The organism is Bacteroides sp. AF34-31BH, from assembly GCF_003602795.1.
Taxonomy (GTDB): domain Bacteria; phylum Bacteroidota; class Bacteroidia; order Bacteroidales; family Bacteroidaceae; genus Bacteroides; species Bacteroides uniformis.
Window position 1 is genome coordinate 129,007 of sequence record NZ_QTLV01000001.1, and the last position, 21,701, is coordinate 150,707.

General features: G+C 45.9%; 23 protein-coding genes. 10 read left to right on the forward strand and 13 right to left on the reverse strand.

Annotated elements, in window-relative coordinates; translation table 11 throughout:
- Nucleotides 1–161: 161 nt before the first annotated feature.
- From DWZ67_RS00575 to recA, 3 genes are read left to right on the forward strand one after another with little or no spacing between them, the layout of a single operon-like run.
- Complete coding sequence (locus tag DWZ67_RS00575; protein WP_005831761.1) at nucleotides 162–1,355, forward strand: saccharopine dehydrogenase family protein; 1,194 nt, start codon at nucleotides 162–164, stop codon at nucleotides 1,353–1,355.
- A 59-nt stretch (nucleotides 1,356–1,414) separates the two neighbouring features.
- Nucleotides 1,415–1,861, forward strand: coding sequence for a thioredoxin-dependent thiol peroxidase (bcp, locus tag DWZ67_RS00580; RefSeq protein WP_120137959.1), 447 nt, complete (start codon nucleotides 1,415–1,417; stop codon nucleotides 1,859–1,861).
- A gap of 18 nt (nucleotides 1,862–1,879) precedes the next feature.
- Nucleotides 1,880–2,917, forward strand: coding sequence for a recombinase RecA (gene recA / locus DWZ67_RS00585; RefSeq protein ID WP_005831765.1), 1,038 nt, complete (start codon nucleotides 1,880–1,882; stop codon nucleotides 2,915–2,917).
- A gap of 68 nt (nucleotides 2,918–2,985) precedes the next feature.
- Here recA and DWZ67_RS00590 read toward each other — a convergent pair whose 3' ends face one another.
- The 4 genes from DWZ67_RS00590 to DWZ67_RS00605 form a co-directional block, all read right to left on the reverse strand.
- A complete protein-coding gene (locus tag DWZ67_RS00590; protein WP_005832692.1) occupies nucleotides 2,986–3,696 on the reverse strand; it encodes a DUF4252 domain-containing protein in 711 nt (236 codons plus the stop codon).
- A gap of 6 nt (nucleotides 3,697–3,702) precedes the next feature.
- Nucleotides 3,703–4,227: a hypothetical protein gene (locus tag DWZ67_RS00595; protein ID WP_005832693.1), complete on the reverse strand. Its 525-nt coding sequence runs from the start codon at nucleotides 4,225–4,227 to the stop codon at nucleotides 3,703–3,705.
- Nucleotides 4,208–4,723, reverse strand: coding sequence for an RNA polymerase sigma factor (locus DWZ67_RS00600; protein WP_055288525.1), 516 nt, complete (start codon nucleotides 4,721–4,723; stop codon nucleotides 4,208–4,210). The genes DWZ67_RS00595 and DWZ67_RS00600 overlap by 20 nt, the downstream gene beginning before the upstream one ends.
- 128 nt (nucleotides 4,724–4,851) lie before the next feature.
- Nucleotides 4,852–5,196 (reverse strand): helix-turn-helix domain-containing protein, encoded by a 345-nt coding sequence (locus DWZ67_RS00605; RefSeq protein ID WP_005831772.1) that lies wholly within the window; start codon nucleotides 5,194–5,196, stop codon nucleotides 4,852–4,854.
- A 160-nt stretch (nucleotides 5,197–5,356) separates the two neighbouring features.
- Here DWZ67_RS00605 and DWZ67_RS00610 point away from each other — a divergent pair, with 160 nt between their 5' ends.
- Nucleotides 5,357–5,950, forward strand: coding sequence for a hypothetical protein (locus tag DWZ67_RS00610; RefSeq protein WP_087332023.1), 594 nt, complete (start codon nucleotides 5,357–5,359; stop codon nucleotides 5,948–5,950).
- A 301-nt stretch (nucleotides 5,951–6,251) separates the two neighbouring features.
- On the opposite strand, the gene DWZ67_RS00620 is transcribed toward DWZ67_RS00610, so the two are convergent.
- From DWZ67_RS00620 to DWZ67_RS00630, 3 genes are all read right to left on the reverse strand, one after another.
- A complete protein-coding gene (locus DWZ67_RS00620) occupies nucleotides 6,252–7,274 on the reverse strand; it encodes a YeiH family protein (protein WP_009038126.1) in 1,023 nt (340 codons plus the stop codon).
- Nucleotides 7,275–7,387: 113 nt separating this feature from the next.
- Entirely contained in the window at nucleotides 7,388–8,275 is an 888-nt protein-coding gene (locus tag DWZ67_RS00625; protein WP_044468497.1) for a LysR family transcriptional regulator, read from the reverse strand.
- A gap of 14 nt (nucleotides 8,276–8,289) precedes the next feature.
- Nucleotides 8,290–8,886, reverse strand: coding sequence for a DUF6621 family protein (locus DWZ67_RS00630; protein ID WP_025836268.1), 597 nt, complete (start codon nucleotides 8,884–8,886; stop codon nucleotides 8,290–8,292).
- A gap of 543 nt (nucleotides 8,887–9,429) precedes the next feature.
- On the opposite strand from DWZ67_RS00630, the gene clpB reads away from it, so the two are divergent.
- The gene (gene clpB, locus DWZ67_RS00635) at nucleotides 9,430–12,024 is read left to right on the forward strand and encodes an ATP-dependent chaperone ClpB (protein ID WP_120137960.1); all 2,595 of its coding nucleotides are present in this window, start codon (nucleotides 9,430–9,432) and stop codon (nucleotides 12,022–12,024) included.
- Between the two features lie 85 nt (nucleotides 12,025–12,109).
- On the opposite strand, the gene DWZ67_RS00640 is transcribed toward clpB, so the two are convergent.
- The 5 genes from DWZ67_RS00640 to nusB all read right to left on the reverse strand — a co-directional run bounded on the left by DWZ67_RS00640 (nucleotide 12,110) and on the right by nusB (nucleotide 15,581).
- The gene (locus DWZ67_RS00640) at nucleotides 12,110–12,541 is read right to left on the reverse strand and encodes a DUF5606 domain-containing protein (RefSeq protein WP_005832700.1); all 432 of its coding nucleotides are present in this window, start codon (nucleotides 12,539–12,541) and stop codon (nucleotides 12,110–12,112) included.
- A gap of 109 nt (nucleotides 12,542–12,650) precedes the next feature.
- Complete coding sequence (coaE, locus tag DWZ67_RS00645) at nucleotides 12,651–13,259, reverse strand: dephospho-CoA kinase (RefSeq protein WP_044469102.1); 609 nt, start codon at nucleotides 13,257–13,259, stop codon at nucleotides 12,651–12,653.
- Nucleotides 13,249–14,265 (reverse strand): YbbR-like domain-containing protein, encoded by a 1,017-nt coding sequence (locus tag DWZ67_RS00650; protein ID WP_005831792.1) that lies wholly within the window; start codon nucleotides 14,263–14,265, stop codon nucleotides 13,249–13,251. Before DWZ67_RS00650 ends, coaE begins: the two co-directional genes overlap by 11 nt.
- Before the next feature lie 15 nt (nucleotides 14,266–14,280).
- Nucleotides 14,281–14,616 carry a preprotein translocase subunit YajC gene (yajC, locus tag DWZ67_RS00655; protein WP_005831794.1) on the reverse strand — a complete coding sequence of 112 codons (336 nt, stop codon included), beginning with the start codon at nucleotides 14,614–14,616 and terminating at the stop codon, nucleotides 14,281–14,283.
- Between the two features lie 38 nt (nucleotides 14,617–14,654).
- The gene (nusB, locus tag DWZ67_RS00660) at nucleotides 14,655–15,581 is read right to left on the reverse strand and encodes a transcription antitermination factor NusB (RefSeq protein ID WP_005831796.1); all 927 of its coding nucleotides are present in this window, start codon (nucleotides 15,579–15,581) and stop codon (nucleotides 14,655–14,657) included.
- Nucleotides 15,582–15,800: 219 nt separating this feature from the next.
- Here nusB and DWZ67_RS00665 point away from each other — a divergent pair, with 219 nt between their 5' ends.
- The 5 genes from DWZ67_RS00665 (at nucleotide 15,801) to DWZ67_RS00685 (ending at nucleotide 19,181) form a co-directional block, all read left to right on the forward strand.
- Nucleotides 15,801–16,208 (forward strand): PUR family DNA/RNA-binding protein, encoded by a 408-nt coding sequence (locus DWZ67_RS00665; RefSeq protein ID WP_005831798.1) that lies wholly within the window; start codon nucleotides 15,801–15,803, stop codon nucleotides 16,206–16,208.
- Nucleotides 16,209–16,346: 138 nt separating this feature from the next.
- A complete protein-coding gene (locus tag DWZ67_RS00670; protein WP_005831799.1) occupies nucleotides 16,347–16,937 on the forward strand; it encodes a 50S ribosomal protein L25/general stress protein Ctc in 591 nt (196 codons plus the stop codon).
- Nucleotides 16,938–17,198: 261 nt separating this feature from the next.
- Nucleotides 17,199–17,762 (forward strand): aminoacyl-tRNA hydrolase, encoded by a 564-nt coding sequence (gene pth, locus DWZ67_RS00675; RefSeq protein ID WP_022401979.1) that lies wholly within the window; start codon nucleotides 17,199–17,201, stop codon nucleotides 17,760–17,762.
- A complete protein-coding gene (locus tag DWZ67_RS00680) occupies nucleotides 17,759–18,178 on the forward strand; it encodes an RNA-binding S4 domain-containing protein (RefSeq protein ID WP_005831803.1) in 420 nt (139 codons plus the stop codon). Before pth ends, DWZ67_RS00680 begins: the two co-directional genes overlap by 4 nt.
- Nucleotides 18,179–18,194: 16 nt before the next feature.
- Nucleotides 18,195–19,181, forward strand: coding sequence for a Gfo/Idh/MocA family protein (locus DWZ67_RS00685; RefSeq protein WP_057089553.1), 987 nt, complete (start codon nucleotides 18,195–18,197; stop codon nucleotides 19,179–19,181).
- Between the two features lie 58 nt (nucleotides 19,182–19,239).
- Here the strand turns inward: DWZ67_RS00685 and DWZ67_RS00690 are convergent, their stop codons facing one another.
- The gene (locus DWZ67_RS00690; protein WP_057089554.1) at nucleotides 19,240–21,513 is read right to left on the reverse strand and encodes a cation:proton antiporter; all 2,274 of its coding nucleotides are present in this window, start codon (nucleotides 21,511–21,513) and stop codon (nucleotides 19,240–19,242) included.
- Nucleotides 21,514–21,701 lie beyond the last annotated feature (188 nt).

A 21,701-nucleotide genomic window follows, 5' to 3' on the forward strand; every position in this document is an offset into this window, starting at 1 on the left:
GCAAATATATAGAAAATAACCCAAATGCAAGTAATTTGTTTAATATTTGAAGCATTTACCTCAAAGTATTTAGCAGGATTTTAATGTTTATCTAAGAATTAACCCTTATATTTGCTCTCCGTATTTTTTATAAACCTAATATAATAATATAGTACAAAGAAATGGGTAAAGTTCTTATTATCGGTGCAGGCGGTGTAGGTACCGTTGTTGCGCACAAAGTGGCTCAAAATCCTGATGTGTTTACAGAAATCATGATAGCCAGCCGCACCAAGTCCAAATGTGACGCTGTTGTCAAGGCAATCGGTAACCCGAACATCAAAACCGCCCAGGTAGATGCCGACAGCGTGGACGAACTGGTAGCACTCTTCAATAGTTTCAAACCCGAAATCGTCATCAACGTAGCCCTCCCCTACCAAGACCTCACCATCATGGAGGCTTGTCTGCAAAGTGGAGTCAACTATCTGGATACCGCCAATTATGAGCCGAAAGATGTTGCCCACTTTGAATACAGTTGGCAATGGGCCTATAAGAAACGCTTCGAAGATGCCGGACTGACCGCCATCCTCGGTTGCGGTTTCGACCCGGGAGTGAGCGGCATCTATACTGCATACGCCGCCAAACATCATTTTGACGAAATACAATATCTGGACATCGTAGACTGCAATGCCGGAAATCATCATAAAGCATTCGCCACCAACTTCAATCCGGAAATCAATATCCGTGAGATTACACAGAACGGCCGCTATTATGAAAACGGAGAATGGGTGACAACCAAGCCGCTGGAAATCCACAAAGACCTGACTTATCCGAACATCGGTCCGCGCGACTCCTACCTGCTTTATCACGAAGAACTGGAGTCTCTGGTGAAGAATTTCCCCACCATCAAGCGTGCACGCTTCTGGATGACGTTTGGACAAGAGTATCTAACCCACCTGCGCGTTATCCAGAACATCGGCATGGCACGCATAGACGAAGTGGAATATAACGGCATGAAGATTGTTCCGCTGCAATTCCTGAAAGCCGTCCTCCCCAACCCGCAAGACCTGGGCGAAAACTACGAAGGCGAAACATCCATCGGCTGCCGCATTCGCGGACTAAAGGATGGCAAAGAGCGTACCTACTATGTATATAACAACTGCAGCCACCAGGAGGCCTACAAGGAAACCGGCATGCAGGGCGTAAGCTATACCACCGGTGTGCCCGCCATGATTGGTGCCATGATGTTCCTCAAGGGATTGTGGAAAAAGCCGGGGGTATGGAATGTCGAGGAATTCAATCCGGACCCGTTCATGGAACAGCTCAACAAACAAGGCCTGCCTTGGCATGAGATTATCGACGGAGACTTGGAAGTTTGAAATTAATGATTAAACATTAATCACTAATCATTATCCACTAATCATTAAACATTAACAAAGTGAATATAGGAGATAAAGCACCCGAAATATTGGGTATCAACGAAAAAGGTGAAGAAATCCGCTTGAGTGACTATAAAGGAAAGAAGATTGTACTTTACTTCTACCCCAAAGACATGACATCCGGCTGCACGGCACAAGCCTGCAACCTGCGGGATAATTATGCCGACCTGCGCAAAGCCGGTTATGAAGTCATCGGCGTCAGTGTGGACAGCGAAAAGTCACACCAGAAATTTATTGAGAAAAACAATCTGCCTTTTACCCTGATTGCAGACACCGACAAGAAGCTGGTAGAACAATTCGGAGTATGGGGCGAAAAAAGCATGTATGACCGCAAATATATGGGAACGTTCCGCACAACTTTCATCATTAATGAAGAAGGTATTGTAGAGCGCATCATCACTCCGAAAGAAGTGAAGACCAAAGACCATGCGGCACAAATTTTATAATCATTAAACATTAACAACGTGGCAAAAAAAGACGAACTGAATTTTGAAAATGGCAGCAATCTGGCATCGGGCGAAAAGCTGAAAGCCTTGCAGGCTGCCATGGACAAGATAGAAAAGAGCTTTGGTAAAGGCTCTATCATGAAAATGGGCGACGAAAGCGTCGAACAAGTAGAAGTTATTCCCACAGGTTCCATCGGCCTCAATGTGGCTCTTGGTGTGGGAGGATATCCCCGCGGACGTATCATCGAGATTTACGGCCCGGAATCTTCCGGTAAGACAACCCTTGCCATTCATGCCATCGCTGAAGCGCAAAAGGCAGGAGGCATTGCCGCATTCATTGATGCAGAACATGCTTTCGACCGCTTCTATGCAGCAAAACTGGGTGTGGATGTGGACAATCTGCTGATATCACAGCCGGACAATGGCGAACAAGCACTGGAAATCGCAGAGCAACTGATCCGTTCCTCCGCTATTGACATCATTGTAGTGGACTCTGTGGCTGCCTTAACCCCGAAAGCTGAAATTGAAGGCGATATGGGTGACAACAAAGTAGGTCTGCAAGCCCGGCTCATGTCACAAGCCTTGCGTAAACTGACGGCAGCTGTCAGCAAAACACGCACCACTTGTATCTTCATCAACCAGTTGCGCGAAAAAATCGGTGTCATGTTCGGCAATCCCGAAACAACTACCGGCGGTAATGCACTGAAGTTCTATGCCTCCGTACGTCTTGACATCCGTGGAAGCCAAGCCATCAAGAACGGCGATGAAGTAATCGGCAAGCAGACCAAAGTGAAAGTTGTGAAGAACAAGGTAGCTCCTCCTTTCCGTAGAGCGGAATTCGACATCATGTTCGGTGAAGGCATCTCCCGTGCAGGCGAAATCATTGACTTGGGTGCAGAGCTTGGCATCATCAAGAAAAGCGGTTCATGGTTCAGCTATAACGAGACGAAAATTGCCCAGGGACGCGACGCCGCCAAGCAGGTCATCCTTGACAATCCGGAACTGGCAGAAGAGCTGGAAGGGCTTATCTTTGCAGAATTGAGAAAAGACAAATAACAAAAAAACTTGCCAATAGAAAAACAAAACATTCTATTGGCAAGTTTCCCTAAAAAGGTTACCGCTTCCTATTCCATTTTTTCCAAACGTTCTTCCAAAGCCTCCATGCTTTTTTCAAAACGTTTCCATGTATCGGTATCCATTTGTTCTTTCAGATACTTGTTGTCTTTCAGTTTAGCTACATTTTCCAGCCCTTTCAATGCCAGTTCTTGCGAATGCTTCAATTCTCCAAGCCAATCGCGGTTCTTCAGCTTCTCTATCTCAGCCCAGTTTATATCCGGAAGCTGTATATTCACATTGTTACCATTCCAGCTGGTATTCTGATACATCATGATATTCTGTATATCCTTCAAAGTCATATCACCTTCCAGATAAACAAATTTCAAAGTGGCTGCACCATCTACAATCATAATCAGCTCCTTCACCTTTTCCCCTTTACGGCTCATGTAGAATTCAGAACTGGAGACTGTTCCCTTCTGCTTCATCAGCAATTCATATCTGGAAGACTGCACCAAAGAACGAAGATCCTTACGCATTTCTTTCTTTACATTATTATCCATTGTAGAAAGTACCTGCACAGAGTTCAACTGTCCGGACACTTTCCCAATATAAACATCTTTAGTAAACAAGTTGGGATTCGTTTCTATCATTGCCTTGGATATGTAGACGGACGACACGCCTTTCATATCTCCATACTTGTTGAATAGGTTCTTCTGTGCCTGGCAAAGCAAAGGCAACATCAGCAGTACACCTGCCAAAATCATTTTCATTGTTTTCATATCAGATTATTGTTGAATTTCTTTTCTTACTTCCTGGTTCACCTTCGTTACGTCTATCCGCGTTTCCTCTATCTGTTCAATTCCCTTGTTCAGATTCGCAGACACCTCGATTAAAGTGGCCTGCAATGCCTTATAAGCAGCTTCCGGATCAGAGAAAGTGTCCTGAGGTGTAGGAGGACGCATATCCTCTCCCATGTTCGTAATGCCATAACCTACACCTACAAGAACCAGAATGGTGGCAGCAATACCTCCTATCCAGCGCCAATTACGTTTGGCCTTGTTCCGGTGGAAAAAACGTTGTTCCTCTTCAGCCTTTTCATCAATCATCCGGCTCAGTTTATCCTCCAATCCGGCGGGAACATTATCCACCACTTCCCCGGGAAAAAAGCTGAGAAAGAGTTTCTTGTCCTTCTGCAAGTGCTCGGGCACTTCTTCGGTTCTGAAAGCTTCCTTCAACAACTCTTCTTCCTGCTCGTTGGTATTCCCTTCATAAAATTCGGCGAGCAGCCTTTCAATTTCCTCGACTTTCATAGTTACTCCATTTATTAAATTCCTCACGTATCTTTTTTCTTGCCCGGGACAACAGTACACGGACATTGGTAGCATTCAATCCCGTGACCTGCTCTATCTCTTCATAAGAACATCCCTTGACATCACGCAACGTTACTATTTTCTGCTGTTGCACCGGCAGACGGGCAATGATGTGCCTTACCTGCTGCGCTTCGTCCCGCACTTCAAAGTTATCTGCTTGAGACACATTATGCACTTCGGCCAACTCCACGCTCTGTCTGCTCAAAGTATACTTTCCTGAACGAAGCAAATCAAAGCACATATTTTTCACCAGAGTAACGCTGAATGCTTCTGGATTACTGATAATGGCCAGTCCTTCCCGCTTGTCCCACAACTTCAGATAAGCTTCCTGCACCAAATCTTCAGCATCGGCAGCATTCTCCAATAGCCTATAAGCTATGCAGTACAACTTGCGATGATATGGCAGAAACTCTTTTTTAAAACTTTCAGCGTCCATGGGCTATTTATCAATAGTAGATTTCTGTTTATACCCTTCAGACGTAGGGGGAAAGGATTTTGTTACACGACTAGGAAGAAAAAATGGGAAAAAATGAAAACACCAATAGCACCAGCCCAAGAGTGCGTTTATTTCAAGACATCAGCAATCCGCTTTTTAAGATTCAATTTCGCAATGTCTTCAGGCTTCAGCTCAAGCTCCACCAACACCTTCGCTGTGGAGAGCCTGTATTCCTGCTCTAACGTATCATAATTTATCTGTTCCTTATGAATGGAATACAACAAAGCAAAATCGTAGTTCAAGGCACGTGAGACATTATACAACGTATCCGTATCAATACTTTTTCTCGTAAGCATATAGTCTACACTTTGAGGCTTAACTTTCAGTCTTCGTGCAAGTTCCGCCTTGGTAACTTGCTGTTCAAGCATCACGTTCTTGATTATCTCTCCGATGTATATATTACTTTTTTCCATTTATATGAAGGTACAAATTAATCATTCATATTATAAGGAACACCAATACCAATTTGTCTGTATGTATCGTTCTTTTTATTCATAATTCGTTTGTTTTATCAAATATTTTATGATACTTTTGCAGCATATTCATATAAACAAACAAATAATATCTGCTATCATGAATTTACTGACATGTATTCTCATAGCCATCCCTATCGGCATTATTTTTATTATGCTATGGATATACAATGACTACCGGAAATATAAGAAGAAAAATAAGCTTGTCATTTTGCTGTTTCTCCTATTTCCAACCACTTTATCTGCACAATACGTTGATGCGGGATGCCAAGTATCCTTTAAATGGCTGGAGAACCAAAAAGGGAAATTAGAGTATACAAAAGATGGGGTTACTTATAAGTTTATTCCAAACGACTCCCAATGGGAAATTATAATTCGCAACAACTCTTCAGAAGATATCCGAATAAACTGGGAAAATATGCAATTCATTGTGGACGGAAGAACCTCAGAAGTCAAATACCCCATACTGGCAGAAGCGGAAACTCCCTTTGCAATAATAAAAAGCCAGGCAGAAACAAGCCAAAAGATTGGCGTGACAACTTATACGGCAAATAAAGCAAACTCTCGAATATACAACAAGAAAGAGATTCGGAAAGGAAGGAATTCCTCCATTACTATTATCCTTCCCATATCTATCGGTAAGCACCCTCAATTCTTCACCTCTTTCGACTTTATCATCAAAAAAGTAAACTAACTATGACTTCTCAAGATATAAAAAAACAGCTGAAAGAACCACATTTCTGGAACATTGTATTAACCGGTCAGCACACCGAACCGAGGACAAAAGCAATGCTGGAAGCAAAAGGTATCATAACCTGGCTTCCACTTGCTCCGGTCCGGCGTCAATGGGGAAGGATATTAAAAGAAATACACACCCCGGTCATCCCGAGATGTGTATTCGTCTATATATCCAATGAGGAAAGAAATACATTACAAAAATCCTACCGTCTTCTTCAACCGGAAGTTATACTTCAAGAACTGCCGGACCGATGTAATCAGAACAAGTAGATATATGCCAACGTGCTCACACTAATCACTATCCACAACAAGGTGCCTTGTATCAAGGGCTTGATGCCTACTGCCTTCAGTACATCACGTGACAGAGAGGCACCGATAAAGAACAGAGTGATAGTCAGCGTCTTGCGAGCCAAAGAATTGATTCCCTCCCCAATCATGGCACCCGTTTCGGTAGTGCCCAGCACATAAGTATTGAAAATCATAGCCAGCACAAAGAAGAAGATGAACCAGGGAATACTGATTTTCTGTCCCTTGCTCTTAAAGATGAACGAAGTTACCAAAGCCAAAGGAATAATCCATAAGGCACGTGTCAGCTTTATAGTCGTTGCCACCTTCAGGGCCTCCTCGCCATATGCGGCACCTGCTCCCACTACCGAACTCGTATCATGTATGGCAATGGCCGCCCATGTGCCGAACTCATGCTGGCTCATGTTCAAAGCGTGGCCTATCATCGGAAAAACAAACAATGCAATGGCATTCAATATAAAGATGGTGCCCAATGCCACAGACATCTCGCTATCCTTTGCCTTCAATACCGGACCCACAGCCGCAATGGCACTGCCTCCGCAGATAGCCGTACCGGAGCTGATAAGATAAGAAGTGTCACGGTCCACTTTCAGGAACTTACGTCCTATGAGCCAGCCTATGAGCAATGTCCCCACTACAGAAATAATCGTGAACTCCATTCCCTCCTTGCCCGAAGCCAGGGAAGCCTGCAGATTCATTCCAAATCCTAACCCTACAACAGAGTATTGCAATAGATACTTTGAAGTCTTCTTATTGAACTTCGGATGTGCCTGCCCACACAGCAACGCAAAGGCCAACCCCAAGAACAACGCCAACGGCGGAGTGACCCACGCCGAATAGGCATGCATACCGGGCACATAATCCAGCAGCAGAAAGAAGGAGAGGACAACCAGAAGAGATACATAAATAAATTTATTATTACTTTGAAGAAAAGGCATATTAATGCTTTTAGCCAAAACTCGATTTGAAGCCATACTGTTTACTTTACTATTATTACTAATGTTTATTCCTTAATTTTCCGGGTGCAAAGGTAGTTCTATTTTAGCACACCCGCCAATCGTTTCTACTTATAGACTATAACTTATTGTTATCGGGACATAAACATATAGTTCATAAAGGCTTGCGACAATCCTCCTTCCTGCCCTTGCAACTGGACAAAGCAGAAGTCGCGAAGCATGGGCATATCCTTTATCTCGACCACGCGGAAAGTGCCTGCCGCCAGTTCCTTGCAGATGGAACGGATAGACACGATTCCCATGCAATCGGAGTTTTCAAGAAAGAGCTTGATGCTTTCGGTACTACCCAGATACATCAGTACATGGAGTGAGGCAAGCTTGACGCCGTGCTTCTGGAGTGAGCGTTCTATCACGTCCAGCGTACCCGAACCGCGCTCACGGAGCACTAAAGGAATAGCGGGCAAATCCTGGGGAGTAATCTCTTCGGGCAACTGCAAACGGCTTTTGGAATGGACTACCGCTACCAGTTCATCCTCAAGAAAAGTAGTGTACTTCAGATTGGGAAGGCGGAAAACCCCTTCCACCAATCCCAAGTCAATGCGGTGTTCCTGCAAAGCGGCTTCTATTTCCCGGGAATTTCCATTGAGCAAGGACAAGTTAACCTGCGGAAACTTGCCGATAAAACTGCCCAGCAACGGAGGAAGCACATACTGCGCAATGGTAGTGCTGGCTCCCAACTTGAGTTCGCCAATATATTCGTTATGCAACAAGTGCATTTCATATTCCAGCCGTTTATAGTCCTCCAATATCCGTTCGCAATGCTCCAAAAGCAGCCGGCCTGACTCGGTCAAACTGATTTTACTTCCCTGCCGGTCGAAAAGCCTCGTCTGATAAGTGGCCTCCAGTTCCTGGATATGCTTGGTTATAGCCGGCTGACTTACAAACAACTCTTGCGAAGCCTTTGTAAAACTCAAGTTCTTAGCAACAGACTGAAACACTTTTAAACGGAAATCACTCATATACTTCTTATATCTTATAACTCGTCAGACTTGATGCCGAAAGCATGCGCCAAAGAATAAAACACCGGCTCCAGGCGGCAATACACCGGGCTCAGAGGTTCCTCCGTAATGAAGTACACAGCTTTGCCCCGTTCTTCCTCATTCTTGTCTTTGAAGAAACCCGCCAGCTTCTCCTCCACTCCATTACCATATACCTGATGGAAAGGCAACAACATCAAACACTTCACATCTGCAGAATCAAGCGCCAGGTTCATCAGGTCAAGAAACAGCTCTTCGGTAGAGACTAAACCGGAAGAGGTGACGGAAGAAAATGCAAATTCGCCCAACGGCGTACGGCATGCCTGGTGATTCAGTTTATTCACATCGGATGGTTCACAACACTTCAGCACGTCCGCTGCCGGAGTATGCACCAGCAACACTTCCACCTCATTTTCTTGTTCTCTCAAGCCGGCGTCCAATGCCAGATAGCTCAACCATGCCGGCAGGTCAACATCGGGTAGCTTCCGTCCCAACTTACCTTCCAAAAAGTTCTTTGCACCATATACCACTTCATTCAGAAATGCAACATCTATCAATATCACATTTGCCGGAAACTTTATCTTATCCTCCATTATCTTCTATTTTAATACGTAATTATACATAATGCTCCTCTGCAAGCGGAGCTCCAAAAACCTACCACACAGAAAGCACAAAACTTTGAAGCAGTAAAAGTACGACAAATTTATCAATAACTTGTATCATCCCAAACAATTAATCTATATCTCCGAAGCGGAAAGAGAATATCCTTCCTCCGCAACACGGGAACCTTGGAGCTGGAACACGAAGACTTAGCTACTAAAACATATAGGCCCTCACTACATGAGATGTGCATCTCGTACTACATGAGATGTACACCTCGTACTACATGAGATGCACATCTCATGCATGACATCCTTATTTGCCCTTCTCTTTAACCAATAGAGTTTAATACGAAAAGGAACTTTGCTCCAACTTCTTATCTAAAGAAGTAGAAAGAAACAAAACGACTGATTTACAGACAATTTGTCATTTTACATATTTTATATGCAGACAATTTGTCCGAAATGTGCCAATGGCAAATCTTTTGCGCCTTCCCAAGTGTTATGAAACTGATAAAATAGAAAGGAGAACAAAATATGAACTTTAACAACTTTACCATTAAAGCGCAAGAAGCAGTGCAGGAGGCTGTGAACCTGGTACAAAGCCGTGGACAGCAAGCCATCGAGCCCGTGCATGTGCTTCAAAGCGTGATGAAAGTAGGTGAAAATGTCACCAACTTCATCTTCCAGAAGCTGGGCATGAACGGTCAGCAGATAGCACTTGTACTGGACAAGCAAATTGATTCTCTGCCCAAGGTATCCGGCGGAGAGCCATACCTGAGCCGTGAAACGAACGAAGTGTTCCAGAAGGCCACCCAATATTCCAAGGAAATGGGTGATGAATTCGTCTCCCTGGAACCGGTACTGCTGGCTTTGCTGAATGTGAAAAGCACTGCATCCACCATTCTGAAAGATGCCGGGATGACGGAACGCGAACTGCGGGAAGCCATCAACGAACTGCGAAAAGGAGAAAAAGTAACTTCACAATCCAGCGAAGACACTTACCAGTCATTGGAAAAGTATGCCATCAATCTGAACGAAGCAGCCCGCAGCGGCAAACTGGATCCCGTCATCGGCCGTGACGAAGAGATACGGCGTGTCCTGCAGATTCTGAGTCGGCGTACCAAGAACAACCCGATTCTTATCGGTGAACCGGGTACCGGTAAAACGGCCATCGTAGAGGGACTTGCCCACCGTATCTTGCGTGGAGACGTCCCCGAGAACTTGAAGAACAAACAAGTCTACTCCCTGGATATGGGTGCACTGGTGGCGGGCGCCAAATACAAAGGCGAATTTGAAGAACGCCTGAAGGCCGTTATCAACGAAGTGAAGAAGTCGGAAGGAGACATCATCCTCTTCATTGATGAAATTCATACCCTGGTGGGTGCCGGCAAGGGCGAAGGCGCCATGGATGCCGCCAACATCTTGAAACCCGCCCTGGCACGCGGTGAACTGAGGAGCATCGGGGCCACTACCCTCGATGAATATCAGAAGTATTTCGAAAAAGACAAAGCGTTGGAACGCCGTTTCCAGATTGTCATGGTGAACGAACCGGACACGCTGAGTACCATTTCCATTCTGCGTGGTCTGAAGGAACGTTATGAGAACCATCACCATGTACGGATTAAAGACGATGCCATCATCGCCGCCGTAGAGTTGAGCAACCGCTACATCACCGACCGTTTCTTACCGGACAAGGCTATCGACTTGATGGACGAAGCCGCTGCCAAGCTACGTATGGAAGTCGATTCCGTTCCGGAAGAGCTGGACGAAATCTCGCGTAAGATAAAGCAGCTGGAGATTGAACGCGAGGCCATCAAGCGCGAAAACGACAAGCCCAAGCTGGAACAAATCGGCAAAGAACTTGCCGAGCTGAAGGAGCAGGAAAACTCGTACAAGGCGAAATGGCAAAGTGAAAAGACCCTTGTCAACAAAATCCAGCAGAATAAGGTGGAAATAGAGAACCTGAAGTTCGAGGCCGACAAGGCGGAACGGGAAGGCGACTATGGCCGGGTGGCCGAAATCCGTTACGGCAAATTGCAAGCGCTGAATCAGGAGATTGAAGAAACGCAGCAAAAACTGCACGAAATGCAGGGCGACAAGGCCATGATTAAAGAGGAAGTGGACGCTGAAGACATTGCCGACGTAGTATCCCGCTGGACCGGCATACCGGTAAGCAAGATGCTGCAAAGCGAAAAGGACAAACTGTTGCATCTGGAAGCGGAACTGCACCAGCGGGTTATCGGGCAGGACGAAGCCATCGAGGCCGTATCCGATGCCGTACGCCGCAGCCGTGCCGGACTGCAAGACCCGAAACGTCCTATCGGCTCATTCCTTTTCCTGGGAACCACCGGTGTAGGTAAGACGGAATTGGCAAAGGCACTGGCGGAGTTCCTCTTTGACGACGAGACGATGATGACCCGTATCGACATGAGCGAGTATCAGGAGAAACACAGCGTTTCCCGTCTGGTAGGAGCGCCTCCGGGATATGTGGGCTACGATGAAGGCGGACAACTGACAGAAGCCGTAAGGCGGAAACCGTATTCTGTCGTCCTGTTCGACGAAATCGAAAAAGCGCATCCGGACGTATTCAACATCTTGCTGCAAGTGCTGGATGACGGACGTCTGACAGACAATAAAGGACGTACGGTCAACTTCAAGAATACGATTATCATCATGACCTCCAACATGGGCAGCGGCTATATCCAAAGCCAGATGGAGAAGCTCAACAGTAGCAATAAGGAGCAAATCGTAGAGGAAACCAAGAAGGAAGTGATGAATATGCTGAAAAAGACCATCCGCCCGGAATTCTTGAACCGTATCGACGAAACCATCATGTTCTTGCCACTGACAGAGCCCGAAATCAAACAGATTGTAATGCTCCAAATCAAGAGTGTGCAGAAGATGCTTTCCGGTAACGGCGTGGAACTTGTTCTGACAAATGCCGCCATAGACTTCCTTGCCAATGCAGGGTATGACCCTGAATTCGGCGCCCGTCCGGTGAAACGTGCCATCCAGCACTATTTGCTGAACGACTTGTCGAAGAAGCTGCTGGCTCAGGAAGTAGACCGCAGCAAGCCTATTACAGTGGATGCCAATACCACTGACGACGGACTGGTTTTCAGAAATTAAAAGCAATCCGTATCCCCCAATAAAAGAGGCGATTCCCGACTATTGAGAATCGCCTCTTTTATTTTGTATTTCAATCCTTCTCCGATTACTCGGCCTTGCTTTCCTCCTTCGTTTCTGCCGCAGGAGTTTCTTCAAAATCCGTCATACCGCTTGCCACCAGCAAATTATACCAAACAATCAATTTCTTGATGTCGGACGGATATACGCGGTCGCGATCGAAGGTAGGCAATACCTCTGCCAGGTAAGCACGCAAGTCGTCAGCAGTAGCTTTCTTCAAATCCAGCACTACGGCAGCACCATTTTCCTTTTTCTTCATGGAAAGAAACACTTCCTTCAAAGGAACATCTTCCGTATCTGTATACATGGCGATATCGCCCAAAGAAATAATCTTCTCATTACCATAGGCAGGGAAACGCTTCTTGTCTGCAAGCGACTCTACAATCAACATATTTTTTCCCTGAGAAACAAGCTTATACAATCCCGGTTTACCGGAAATGGACAAAATAGTCTTCAACATAATATATTCTGTTTTGATGATTAGTAGTTATTTTTTTCGGGGGGCAAAGATAATGTAAGCCGAAGACAATACAAAATAAGCTTGCTTATTTTTATTGTTAAGGAGATGCCTATTTGCGTAACAGATAGTGCATTTTTTCAGATAGCGAACCGATTAGCTCTAAAACTTGCGGAATCAATGGGGTTTCGCCATCATTTACAATGACAAAATCTGCATATTTACGCTTTTCTTCGTCATTCATCTGGCTACGGATACGCTTTTCTATCAATTCGCGCGAGGAAGCATCCCGCCGGACGGCACGTAAAATGCGCACCTCTTCGGGCGCATAGACCATAACAATAGCATCCACTTCACCCGCAAACCCCGCTTCGACCAGAATGGCCGATTCTATACCGACAATGGGAAAAGCGGTGCGGCATTGTGTCCACCGCCTGAAATCCTCCTTTACACGAGGATGCACAATACAGTTGATTTCTTTGGCATGCTCCGGACTACCGAAAAGATAAGACGCCAACAAAGGCTTGTTCAGCGTGCCACCGGCATACACTTCCGCACCAAGCAAAGCTGACAATTCCTCGCGGATCAATGAATCGGATGCCATCAGCCTTTTCGTTTCCAAGTCCGAGATATAGACGGGAACACCCAGCACTTCCAACAGCCGGGATACCATACTCTTTCCACTACCGATACCACCGGTTATACCTATCTTAATCGCCATAATCAGGAGAAACTTGCTCTATCAGAAAATCCACTTGTGCCGGATTGAAGCGTACCTGGCTCACCCCTTTCGGCAGATTCTTAATCTTTACCGTATACTTGTCGGAACCCAGACGGAGCAGTTCCTCATAGGACACGTAAATATGAAAATCATCAGCGTTAATCTGCCTGAAATGACTCAGACCAACCTGAAACGTGACCTGCACCTTGGAAGGGAAAGCGCGCAGCACCTTGTCGGCAGGAAAGTTAACGCCACGCAACGGCACCTCCACTGTCTTTTCCGTATAAATATCCACCGGAAGCATCATCTCAATGGAAGAAGGCACAAACTTCACACCTTTCTGGATACGCAGGGGGACTTGCTGCCTCAAGGTATCCGATATATCTTCCAGCTTCACCGGTTGCGTATAGGCAACAGCAATCGTATCCAGCACGCCTTGCGGCGCATACACCAATACGGAATCGGGACTGAATATCGTATCCGAAAGATAATACTCACGTCCGGCACTCAGCGTGCCGCGCAGCTTCACCGGCACCAGTTTGGAGGCTCCCGTCGAATAGATGTACTCCAATGTATCCGGCTTCATGGAAAGCAGGCGGGTAGAGGCATTCAGCTGGTTCAGCACTTTCTTTTCAAACTGCGAGGGATATATCCTTACTTGATTATCCACGCCCTTATAATCGGCATAATCGAGAATAACGGGATAAAAGCTCTTTCCCAACATATAGTTGAGCAGTACCGTTCCCTTATCCTTTACCTTGATACGGAGTTCTGAAGCAGGTTCAGAGGTAATCACCACATTATTGGGCACTCCCTTCAGCCGCACCGGTATAGAAAAGTCCGCCTCATAGTCGTTGTTCAAGGTCTGCAAGAGCCAGAAGCCACCGGCTACAAAGAAAAAAAACAAAAAAATGAAGAACTCCCTGCTTTTATCGCTAAGCAGAAAGTCCTTCACTTCTCTTGATATCTTCAGATATGTACGTTGTATGTTCCTACGTTCAAACATAGGCTCACATTTCTATTATTTAGATGCCTGACTGCTGTTCGCATCAGCAGCTGCAGCAAAAATAGAATTCTTGTCTATACGAATCTTAACGTTAGAAGCGATTTCAAGCACCACATCATTGTCGTTGATTTCCTTGATAACACCATGGATACCACCAGCTGTGATTACTTTCTGATTCACTTGAAGCGACTTACGGAAGTTTGCTATTTCCTTTTGCTTCTTGTTTTGAGGACGAATCATAAAGAAATACATGATAACGAACATGGCTATCAGCATAATCCACATCATGCTACCACCACCGGCAGGGCCTGCAGCAGGAGCCTGCAGGAAGAATACAGTCATTAAGTTCATAAATACTCAGTTTTGGTTTCTATTATTAAACAAAGGTATTAGTTTTTCGTTAACTTACCTTCTTTTTTTAATTGATTAACTATTCCATCCAATGTACCGTTCACGAAGCTGCCACTTTTGGCCGTGCTGTAAACTTTGGCAATATCGACATATTCGTTCAACGAAACACTCACCGGAATGTTCGGGAAACTTAATATTTCGGCCAAGGCACACTGCATGATAACAACGTCCATAAAGGCTACACGGTCCAAGTCCCAATTACGCGTATTCTCGCTGATGAGGTGACGGTAATAGTCACAGTTCAAGATGGCACGGCGGAACAAACGGCGTGCAAATTCCTGGTCTTCCTCATCCTTGAACTCTGGTAGAAGTTCCTGATTGGCACCATTCTTCTCTTCAAAGCGCTTGATGGTTTTCAGTACGAAAGTATCCACAATCTCCTTGTCGTCATTCCAGTAGAGGCTCTGGTCTTCGAGCACATTGTCCAAGGCTTCGTTGTTGAAGACAAAAGTCTTATACAGCTTTCTCCACAATTCACGGTCGTATTCGTAAGAATTGTCCGAAGAAGCCATATATTCCTTATATATATCTGATTCCACAATTTTCTCATACAATCCCTTGACAAAGTCTTCATCATTGGCCCACGTGCGCTTTTGGTTGGCAATGAATTCCGTCAATTGTTTGTTCACTTCCAACTGGGCTATGAACTTGTTTTCCACAAATTTCATGTTGGGATACAGCTCCTCGGCAGTGGGAGCCAGCTTAGCTTTTGCCGCATCAATACGTTTTTGTGCGTAGTTCGTCAAAGCTATCATCAGCATCAGCAGGTAGTTGTAGAGGTCGTATGCCTTTGAAAGGCTAAAGAACAATTCTTTCTCCGCTGAGTCTAAATTTTTACTGCCATTCTGATAATAAGCATATACAATCTGTATAATCTTAAGACGAATAAGAACTCTGTTGATCATAATTCTAAAGTAAATACTAGTGTTTTAACAAGGCGCAAAAGTAGGCATTTTTAATGAGTTTACATAAATAAATCACATTTTTTAATGCAGATATTGATTATCCGGTCTTTTTCTTTTGACAGTTTAAAAAAAATCGTCAATTTTGAGCCCGATAAAGAGCTAAAAGCTACGAGATACAAGTTTTAAGGTGATAATATCAAAATTGAGACCTATTATAATATGGAAGACTTTAAGAAGAAAAACGCAGCGGACATGAACGACAAGGAGATTGTATTCTCCCAATCCATCAAAGCAGGTAAGCGCATCTACTATTTAGACGTCAAGAAAAACAGAAAAGACGAAATGTTTCTCGCCATCACGGAAAGCAAGAAGATTGTGATGGGCGAAGGAGACGACTCGCAGGTAAGTTTCGAAAAGCACAAAATCTTTCTATACAAAGAGGATTTTGAAAAGTTCATGAACGGACTTCAGCAAGCCATCGGCTTCATCCAGGAACAGCAAGGCTGCTATACAAGACATACCACTGACGAAGAGGCTGAAAGTCCCGAAACGGGAAAAGAAGAACTGCCGAAAGAGGAAAAAGCGTCTTCATTGGAAGGAGAAATCAAGATAGACATTGAATTTTAAGTTATAACCTTTTGATAATTCAAAAAGAAGCTGTACTTTTGCACCGCTTTTTTGCAACATCGTGTGGCAAGCCACATCGTGTGATGGTGAATTAAGCAAAAAATTTACTTAATTTAGAGTAACACAAAAATTTTTAAAATGAAATCAATTGAAGTAAAAGGAACTGCAAGAACTATTGCAGAACGTTCTTCGGAACAAGCAAGAGCTTTGAAAGCTATTCGTAAAAACAACGGTGTACCTTGCGTACTTTATGGTGCAGGTGAAAATGTTCACTTCACTGTACCTGCAGAGGGTCTGCGTAACTTGGTTTACACTCCGCACATCTACGTAGTTGACTTGGTGATTGATGGCAAGAAAGTAAACGCTATCATGAAAGATATCCAATTCCACCCCGTAAAGGATACTATCCTGCACGTTGACTTCTATCAAATTGACGAGGCTAAGCCTATCGTTATGGAAGTTCCGGTACAGATGGAAGGTTTGGCAGAAGGTGTTAAGGCCGGTGGTAAGCTGGTACTCCAGATGCGTAAGCTGAAAGTAAGAGCTTTGTATAACGTAATTCCTGAAAGACTGATTATCAACGTTGCCCACTTGGGACTTGGTAAGACTGTTAAAGTTGGCGAATTGCAATACGAAGGATTGGAATTGCTGAATGCCAAAGAAGCTGTTGTATGCGCCGTTAAGCTGACTCGTGCTGCAAGAGGTGCCGCTGCTGCTGCAGGCAACTAATCGATTCTTTTCAAGAAAGACTAAATATTCGGGAACGCGGATTAACGCAGCCAACGCAGATTTCATACTGATTTCCGCGGAAAGTTGCGATAATCCGCGTTCTTTTTACGGCTCACGAGAGTGTATAATTCACCACAGATTACACAGATTAACACAGAATGAATTTAATGTACCGATAATCAAAGATGTCTATCTGTGCAAATCTGTGTAATCTGTGGTGAATACTAGTTTTAACACCCTCATAAACAGGAAGCACAGACTATGAAATATTTAATTGTAGGATTGGGCAATATCGGCCCCGAATATCACGAAACCCGCCATAACATCGGATTCATGGCAGTAGATGCTCTGGCAAAAGCAGCGGGTGCCACTTTTACCGACGGACGTTATGGCTTCACCACAACGCTGTCAGTCAAGGGACGCCAACTGTTACTGCTGAAGCCTTCCACCTTTATGAATCTCAGCGGCAACGCCGTGCGCTACTGGATGCAAAAAGAAAACATTCCATTGGAGAATGTGTTGGTAGTGGTAGATGACCTGGCACTGCCTTTCGGCACACTGCGCTTGAAAGGTAAAGGAAGCGATGCGGGACATAACGGCCTTAAGCATATTGCAGCAACACTGGGCACTCAGAATTATGCACGCCTGCGTTTCGGCATCGGCAATGATTTTCCCCGTGGTGGACAGATTGACTATGTGCTGGGACATTTTACCGATGAAGATTGGAAAACAATGGGCGAGAGATTGGAAACAGCCGGAGAAATCATCAAAAGTTTCTGTCTGGCGGGAATAGATATCACCATGAATCAATATAACAAGAAATGAACGAAGCCAGAATTGACAAATGGATGTGGGCCGTACGCATCTTCAAGACACGTACCATAGCCGCCGAAGCCTGCAAAAAAGGACGCATCAGCATCAATGGCGCACTGGCAAAGGCTGCCCGTACGGTGAAACCGGGAGACGTCATCCAGGTGCGCAAGCCCCCCGTCACCTATTCCTTCAAAGTTCTGCAGCCCATCGAAAAGCGTGTCGGCGCAAAGTTAGTGGCCGAAATGATGGAGAATGTAACGACTCCGGAACAGTATGAACTGCTGGAGATGAGCCGTGTCAGCGGTTTCGTCAACCGTGCCAAAGGTACCGGACGGCCAACGAAAAAAGACCGCCGGAGTCTGGAAGAATTTACAGAACCGGAATTTCTGGATGATTTCGACTTTGAATTCGATTTTGAGGAAGAGTAAAAATAAGGGAAAGATTATGAGCGAGAGAATAATTAAATGGGGATTCATCGGTTGCGGAGAAGTGACCAAATACAAAAGCGGACCGGCATTCCAGAAAATAGAGAACTCCGAAGTAGTGGCCGTCATGAGCCGAAATGGTGACAAGGCCAAGACCTACGCCAAGGAAAGAGGGATTCCTAAATGGTACGACGATGCCCAGGAGCTGATTGACGACGAAGAGGTGAACGCCGTGTACATTGCCACTCCTCCTTCTTCACATGCTACGTACGCCATCATGTCCATGAAGGCAGGTAAACCGGTCTACATAGAGAAGCCGATGGCCGTTACCTACGAAGAGTGCTGCCGCATCAACCGCATTTCCCAAGAAACGGGTGTTCCATGTTTTGTCGCGTATTACCGCCGCTATCTGCCCTACTTCCTGAAGGTAAAGTCACTGGTAGAGGAGGGACATATTGGCAATGTCATCAACATTCAAATCCGCTTCGCCCAGCCTCCCCGCGACCTCGACCATAACAAGGAAAACCTACCGTGGCGCGTGCAACCGGACATTGCCGGCGGAGGATACTTCTATGACCTTGCGCCCCACCAGATAGACTTGCTGCAGGAAATCTTCGGATGCATCCTCGAAGCCAGCGGCTACAAGAGCAACCGTGGCGGACTATATCCTGCCGAGGACACTCTAAGCGCATGTTTCCAGTTTGACAGCGGACTGGTGGGCAGCGGCTCCTGGTGCTTTGTCGCCCACGAATCCGCCCGCGAAGACCGTATAGAAATCATTGGAGACAAAGGCATGATTTGTTTCTCCGTATTCACCTATGACCCCATTGCGCTGCATACGGAAAGAGGACGTGAAGAAATCATCGTCGAAAACCCCACCTACGTCCAGCAACCGCTTATACAGGCAGTGGTAGACCACCTGCTGGGCAAGTCCGTCTGCAGCTGTGACGGCGAAAGCGCCACTCTCACAAACTGGGTGATGGACAAAATACTGAACAAGCTCTGATTAACGACTATGAAGGTGTGCCTAAAAACTATCAAGAAGTAAGATGCCTTTTGTTTTGTCACACCTCCATGTCGAAACCTTCGCCTTTCTGACTGACTAATTCGTACACATCGGCACTCTCGCCTACAACCCATACCACATCGCCTTCTACAAAAGGTTCATGCGGGTCGGGAGCATGCAGGGTCTCCCCTCCCCGCTCCACACCGGCAATCAGGCAGTGATACTTCTCGCGTATCCCTGCTTCCTTCAGGGTCTTGTTCAGGAAAGGAGACTGCCCGTCCACACAGAACTGGCGTAGAATCATCTCACTCTTCTCTATCACATCCGCATTCATGGCAGACACCTTATCCATCTCCTGGCCGAAGATGTTCAATTCCTCATCCGTGGCAATTACTTGTATCTTGTCCTGCGGGAAAAGGCGGACAGACGCTCCGGGAATATTAATCCGTTTCTTGCCCCGAAGGATAGAGACCACATGGATACCGTATTTCTTTCCAAAATTCAGCTCCGCCAATGTCCTGCCCACCCATGCCGACTCGCCGGGGATTTCAAAATCCGTCAGGTGCAGGTCGCGCGACAGCAGACGTCCCGCATACTCCGGTTTCTTCTCTCCCATATACTCGGCACGCATGTCGCGGTACCGCAGATTCTGGAAGAATGTCCTCTCTATCATGATGGACTGCTTCTTCAACTGGCGGGAGAGTATCATCAGGGTCACCAGCAGCACCGCCACTCCAAACACCAGACCGACGGACATCTTGAACAAACCGGCTATAACGAACATGACAAACGAAACACCCAGCAGCAGACGCAGTACAATGGTAGCCACCAACGGCGCCCGGTTTCCACGGTTATCTTTCCATAAAGTCACGAACTCCTCCGAATGATTCTTTTTAATCATGATAGCACGCAGAAACGGAGCTATACACAGAATGATGATAAAGGCAGCCAACAAAGAGCCCCATACCCCGGGCAGACTGTCGTGCACGAAAGGCACCAGAAAACGGAACGCCAAAGCTATCACCGCCACGCAAATGATGGAATACACCACCGTAATCCTGACTAGTGCAAATATCAGTTTCTTCCACAGACTTTCATGGTTCATCGTCTGCGAACCTGAAGCATAACGGGTCAAGAACTTTCTCCATTTTTCCGGCAAATGCGTATCCACAAGATTGGAAGCGGGGTCTGCCAAACGAATCATATAAGGAGTGAGGAAAGTGGTGATGACAGACACCGCCACCACAATAGGATATAAGAAATGGCTGGTGACATGCAGCGACACGCCCAGCGAAGCTATGATAAAGGCAAACTCACCGATTTGCGTCAAGCTGAAACCGCACTGCATGGCTGTCTTTAGCGGTTGCCCCGCCAGCAGCACACCCAGCGTCCCGAAAAGGGATTGCCCGAGGATAACCGCTAAAGTAATCACGACAATAGGTCCCGCATACTCCACAATCATGGCTGGGTCTACCATCATGCCGACCGATACGAAGAAGATGGCGCCAAACAAGTCCTTGACCGGCTTCACCAGCCGTTCTATGCTCTCTGCCTCTACCGTTTCGGCAAGAATGGAACCCATGATGAAGGCACCGAAAGCAGCCGAGAACCCCGTATGTGCAGCCATCACCACCATGCCGAAACAGAGTCCGAGAGAGACTATCAGCAAGGTTTCCTCGCTCATCAGCTTCCGGCACCGCTTCAGCAATCCGGGGATGAGGTAAATACCCACCACGAACCAAAGTATCAGGAAGAACAGCAGTTTGGCAATGCTCCCCAGCATCTCCGTACCCTCGAAGTTATGGCTGACTGCCATCGTGGAGAGCATCACCATCAATACGATGGCAAGAATATCCTCCAGGATAAGCACACTGAGCACCAGCCCCGTGAACTGTTTCTTGCGCATCCCCAAATCATCAAACGCCTTATAGATAATGGTAGTGGACGACATGGCAATCATACCGCCCAGGAAGATACAGTCCATCCGTTGCCAGCCGAACCCGGTACCTACCGCCACTCCCAACAATATCATACAAAAGATGATGGTACACGCAGCAATAATCGCCGCGCCTCCCACCTTCACAATCTTCTTGAAGCTGAATTCCAATCCCAGTGCAAACAGCAGGAAGATAACGCCTATATCCGCCCAGGTCTGTATATTAGCCGTGTCCATCACCGACGGTGTATAGGCCATGTGAGGGCTGGCAAGGAATCCTGCGACTACATATCCTAACACCAGCGGTTGCTTCAATTTCTTAAAAAGCAGGGTCATAATCCCCGCACAAATCAATATCAGAGCTAAATCAGCTATCAAAGGGGCTAAATGTGACATAACACTACTTATCTATTAATCAGAGATATACAACTGCAAAACTCTGCAATACATCTGCAGTAGCTCTGCAATACATCTGCAGTAGCTCTGCAATACATCTGCAGTGGCTCTGCAAAAGCCTTGCAGCGTCACTGCAACTGCTTTGCAGCAGCACTGCAAAAGGTATGCAGTAACTTTGCAGCAGTTGT

Bases quoted from the DNA above. Each gene is read 5' to 3' on its own strand.
- DWZ67_RS00595 (WP_005832693.1), bottom strand. From the start codon at position 4,227: ATGAAAGTCGAGGAAATTGAAAGGCTGCTCGCCGAATTTTATGAAGGG.
- DWZ67_RS00600 (WP_055288525.1), bottom strand. From the start codon at position 4,723: ATGGACGCTGAAAGTTTTAAAAAAGAGTTTCTGCCATATCATCGCAAG.
- pth (WP_022401979.1), top strand. From the start codon at position 17,199: ATGAAATATTTAATTGTAGGATTGGGCAATATCGGCCCCGAATATCAC.
- DWZ67_RS00665 (WP_005831798.1), top strand. From the start codon at position 15,801: ATGGAAGACTTTAAGAAGAAAAACGCAGCGGACATGAACGACAAGGAG.
- DWZ67_RS00640 (WP_005832700.1), bottom strand. From the start codon at position 12,541: ATGTTGAAGACTATTTTGTCCATTTCCGGTAAACCGGGATTGTATAAG.
- DWZ67_RS00610 (WP_087332023.1), top strand. From the start codon at position 5,357: ATGAATTTACTGACATGTATTCTCATAGCCATCCCTATCGGCATTATT.
- DWZ67_RS00620 (WP_009038126.1), bottom strand. From the start codon at position 7,274: ATGGCTTCAAATCGAGTTTTGGCTAAAAGCATTAATATGCCTTTTCTT.
- yajC (WP_005831794.1), bottom strand. From the start codon at position 14,616: ATGAACTTAATGACTGTATTCTTCCTGCAGGCTCCTGCTGCAGGCCCT.
- DWZ67_RS00690 (WP_057089554.1), bottom strand. From the start codon at position 21,513: ATGTCACATTTAGCCCCTTTGATAGCTGATTTAGCTCTGATATTGATT.
- clpB (WP_120137960.1), top strand. From the start codon at position 9,430: ATGAACTTTAACAACTTTACCATTAAAGCGCAAGAAGCAGTGCAGGAG.
- nusB (WP_005831796.1), bottom strand. From the start codon at position 15,581: ATGATCAACAGAGTTCTTATTCGTCTTAAGATTATACAGATTGTATAT.
- DWZ67_RS00650 (WP_005831792.1), bottom strand. From the start codon at position 14,265: ATGTTTGAACGTAGGAACATACAACGTACATATCTGAAGATATCAAGA.
- DWZ67_RS00670 (WP_005831799.1), top strand. From the start codon at position 16,347: ATGAAATCAATTGAAGTAAAAGGAACTGCAAGAACTATTGCAGAACGT.
- DWZ67_RS00685 (WP_057089553.1), top strand. From the start codon at position 18,195: ATGAGCGAGAGAATAATTAAATGGGGATTCATCGGTTGCGGAGAAGTG.
- DWZ67_RS00680 (WP_005831803.1), top strand. From the start codon at position 17,759: ATGAACGAAGCCAGAATTGACAAATGGATGTGGGCCGTACGCATCTTC.
- coaE (WP_044469102.1), bottom strand. From the start codon at position 13,259: ATGGCGATTAAGATAGGTATAACCGGTGGTATCGGTAGTGGAAAGAGT.
- DWZ67_RS00605 (WP_005831772.1), bottom strand. From the start codon at position 5,196: ATGGAAAAAAGTAATATATACATCGGAGAGATAATCAAGAACGTGATG.
- DWZ67_RS00575 (WP_005831761.1), top strand. From the start codon at position 162: ATGGGTAAAGTTCTTATTATCGGTGCAGGCGGTGTAGGTACCGTTGTT.
- DWZ67_RS00630 (WP_025836268.1), bottom strand. From the start codon at position 8,886: ATGGAGGATAAGATAAAGTTTCCGGCAAATGTGATATTGATAGATGTT.
- DWZ67_RS00625 (WP_044468497.1), bottom strand. From the start codon at position 8,275: ATGAGTGATTTCCGTTTAAAAGTGTTTCAGTCTGTTGCTAAGAACTTG.
- DWZ67_RS00590 (WP_005832692.1), bottom strand. From the start codon at position 3,696: ATGAAAACAATGAAAATGATTTTGGCAGGTGTACTGCTGATGTTGCCT.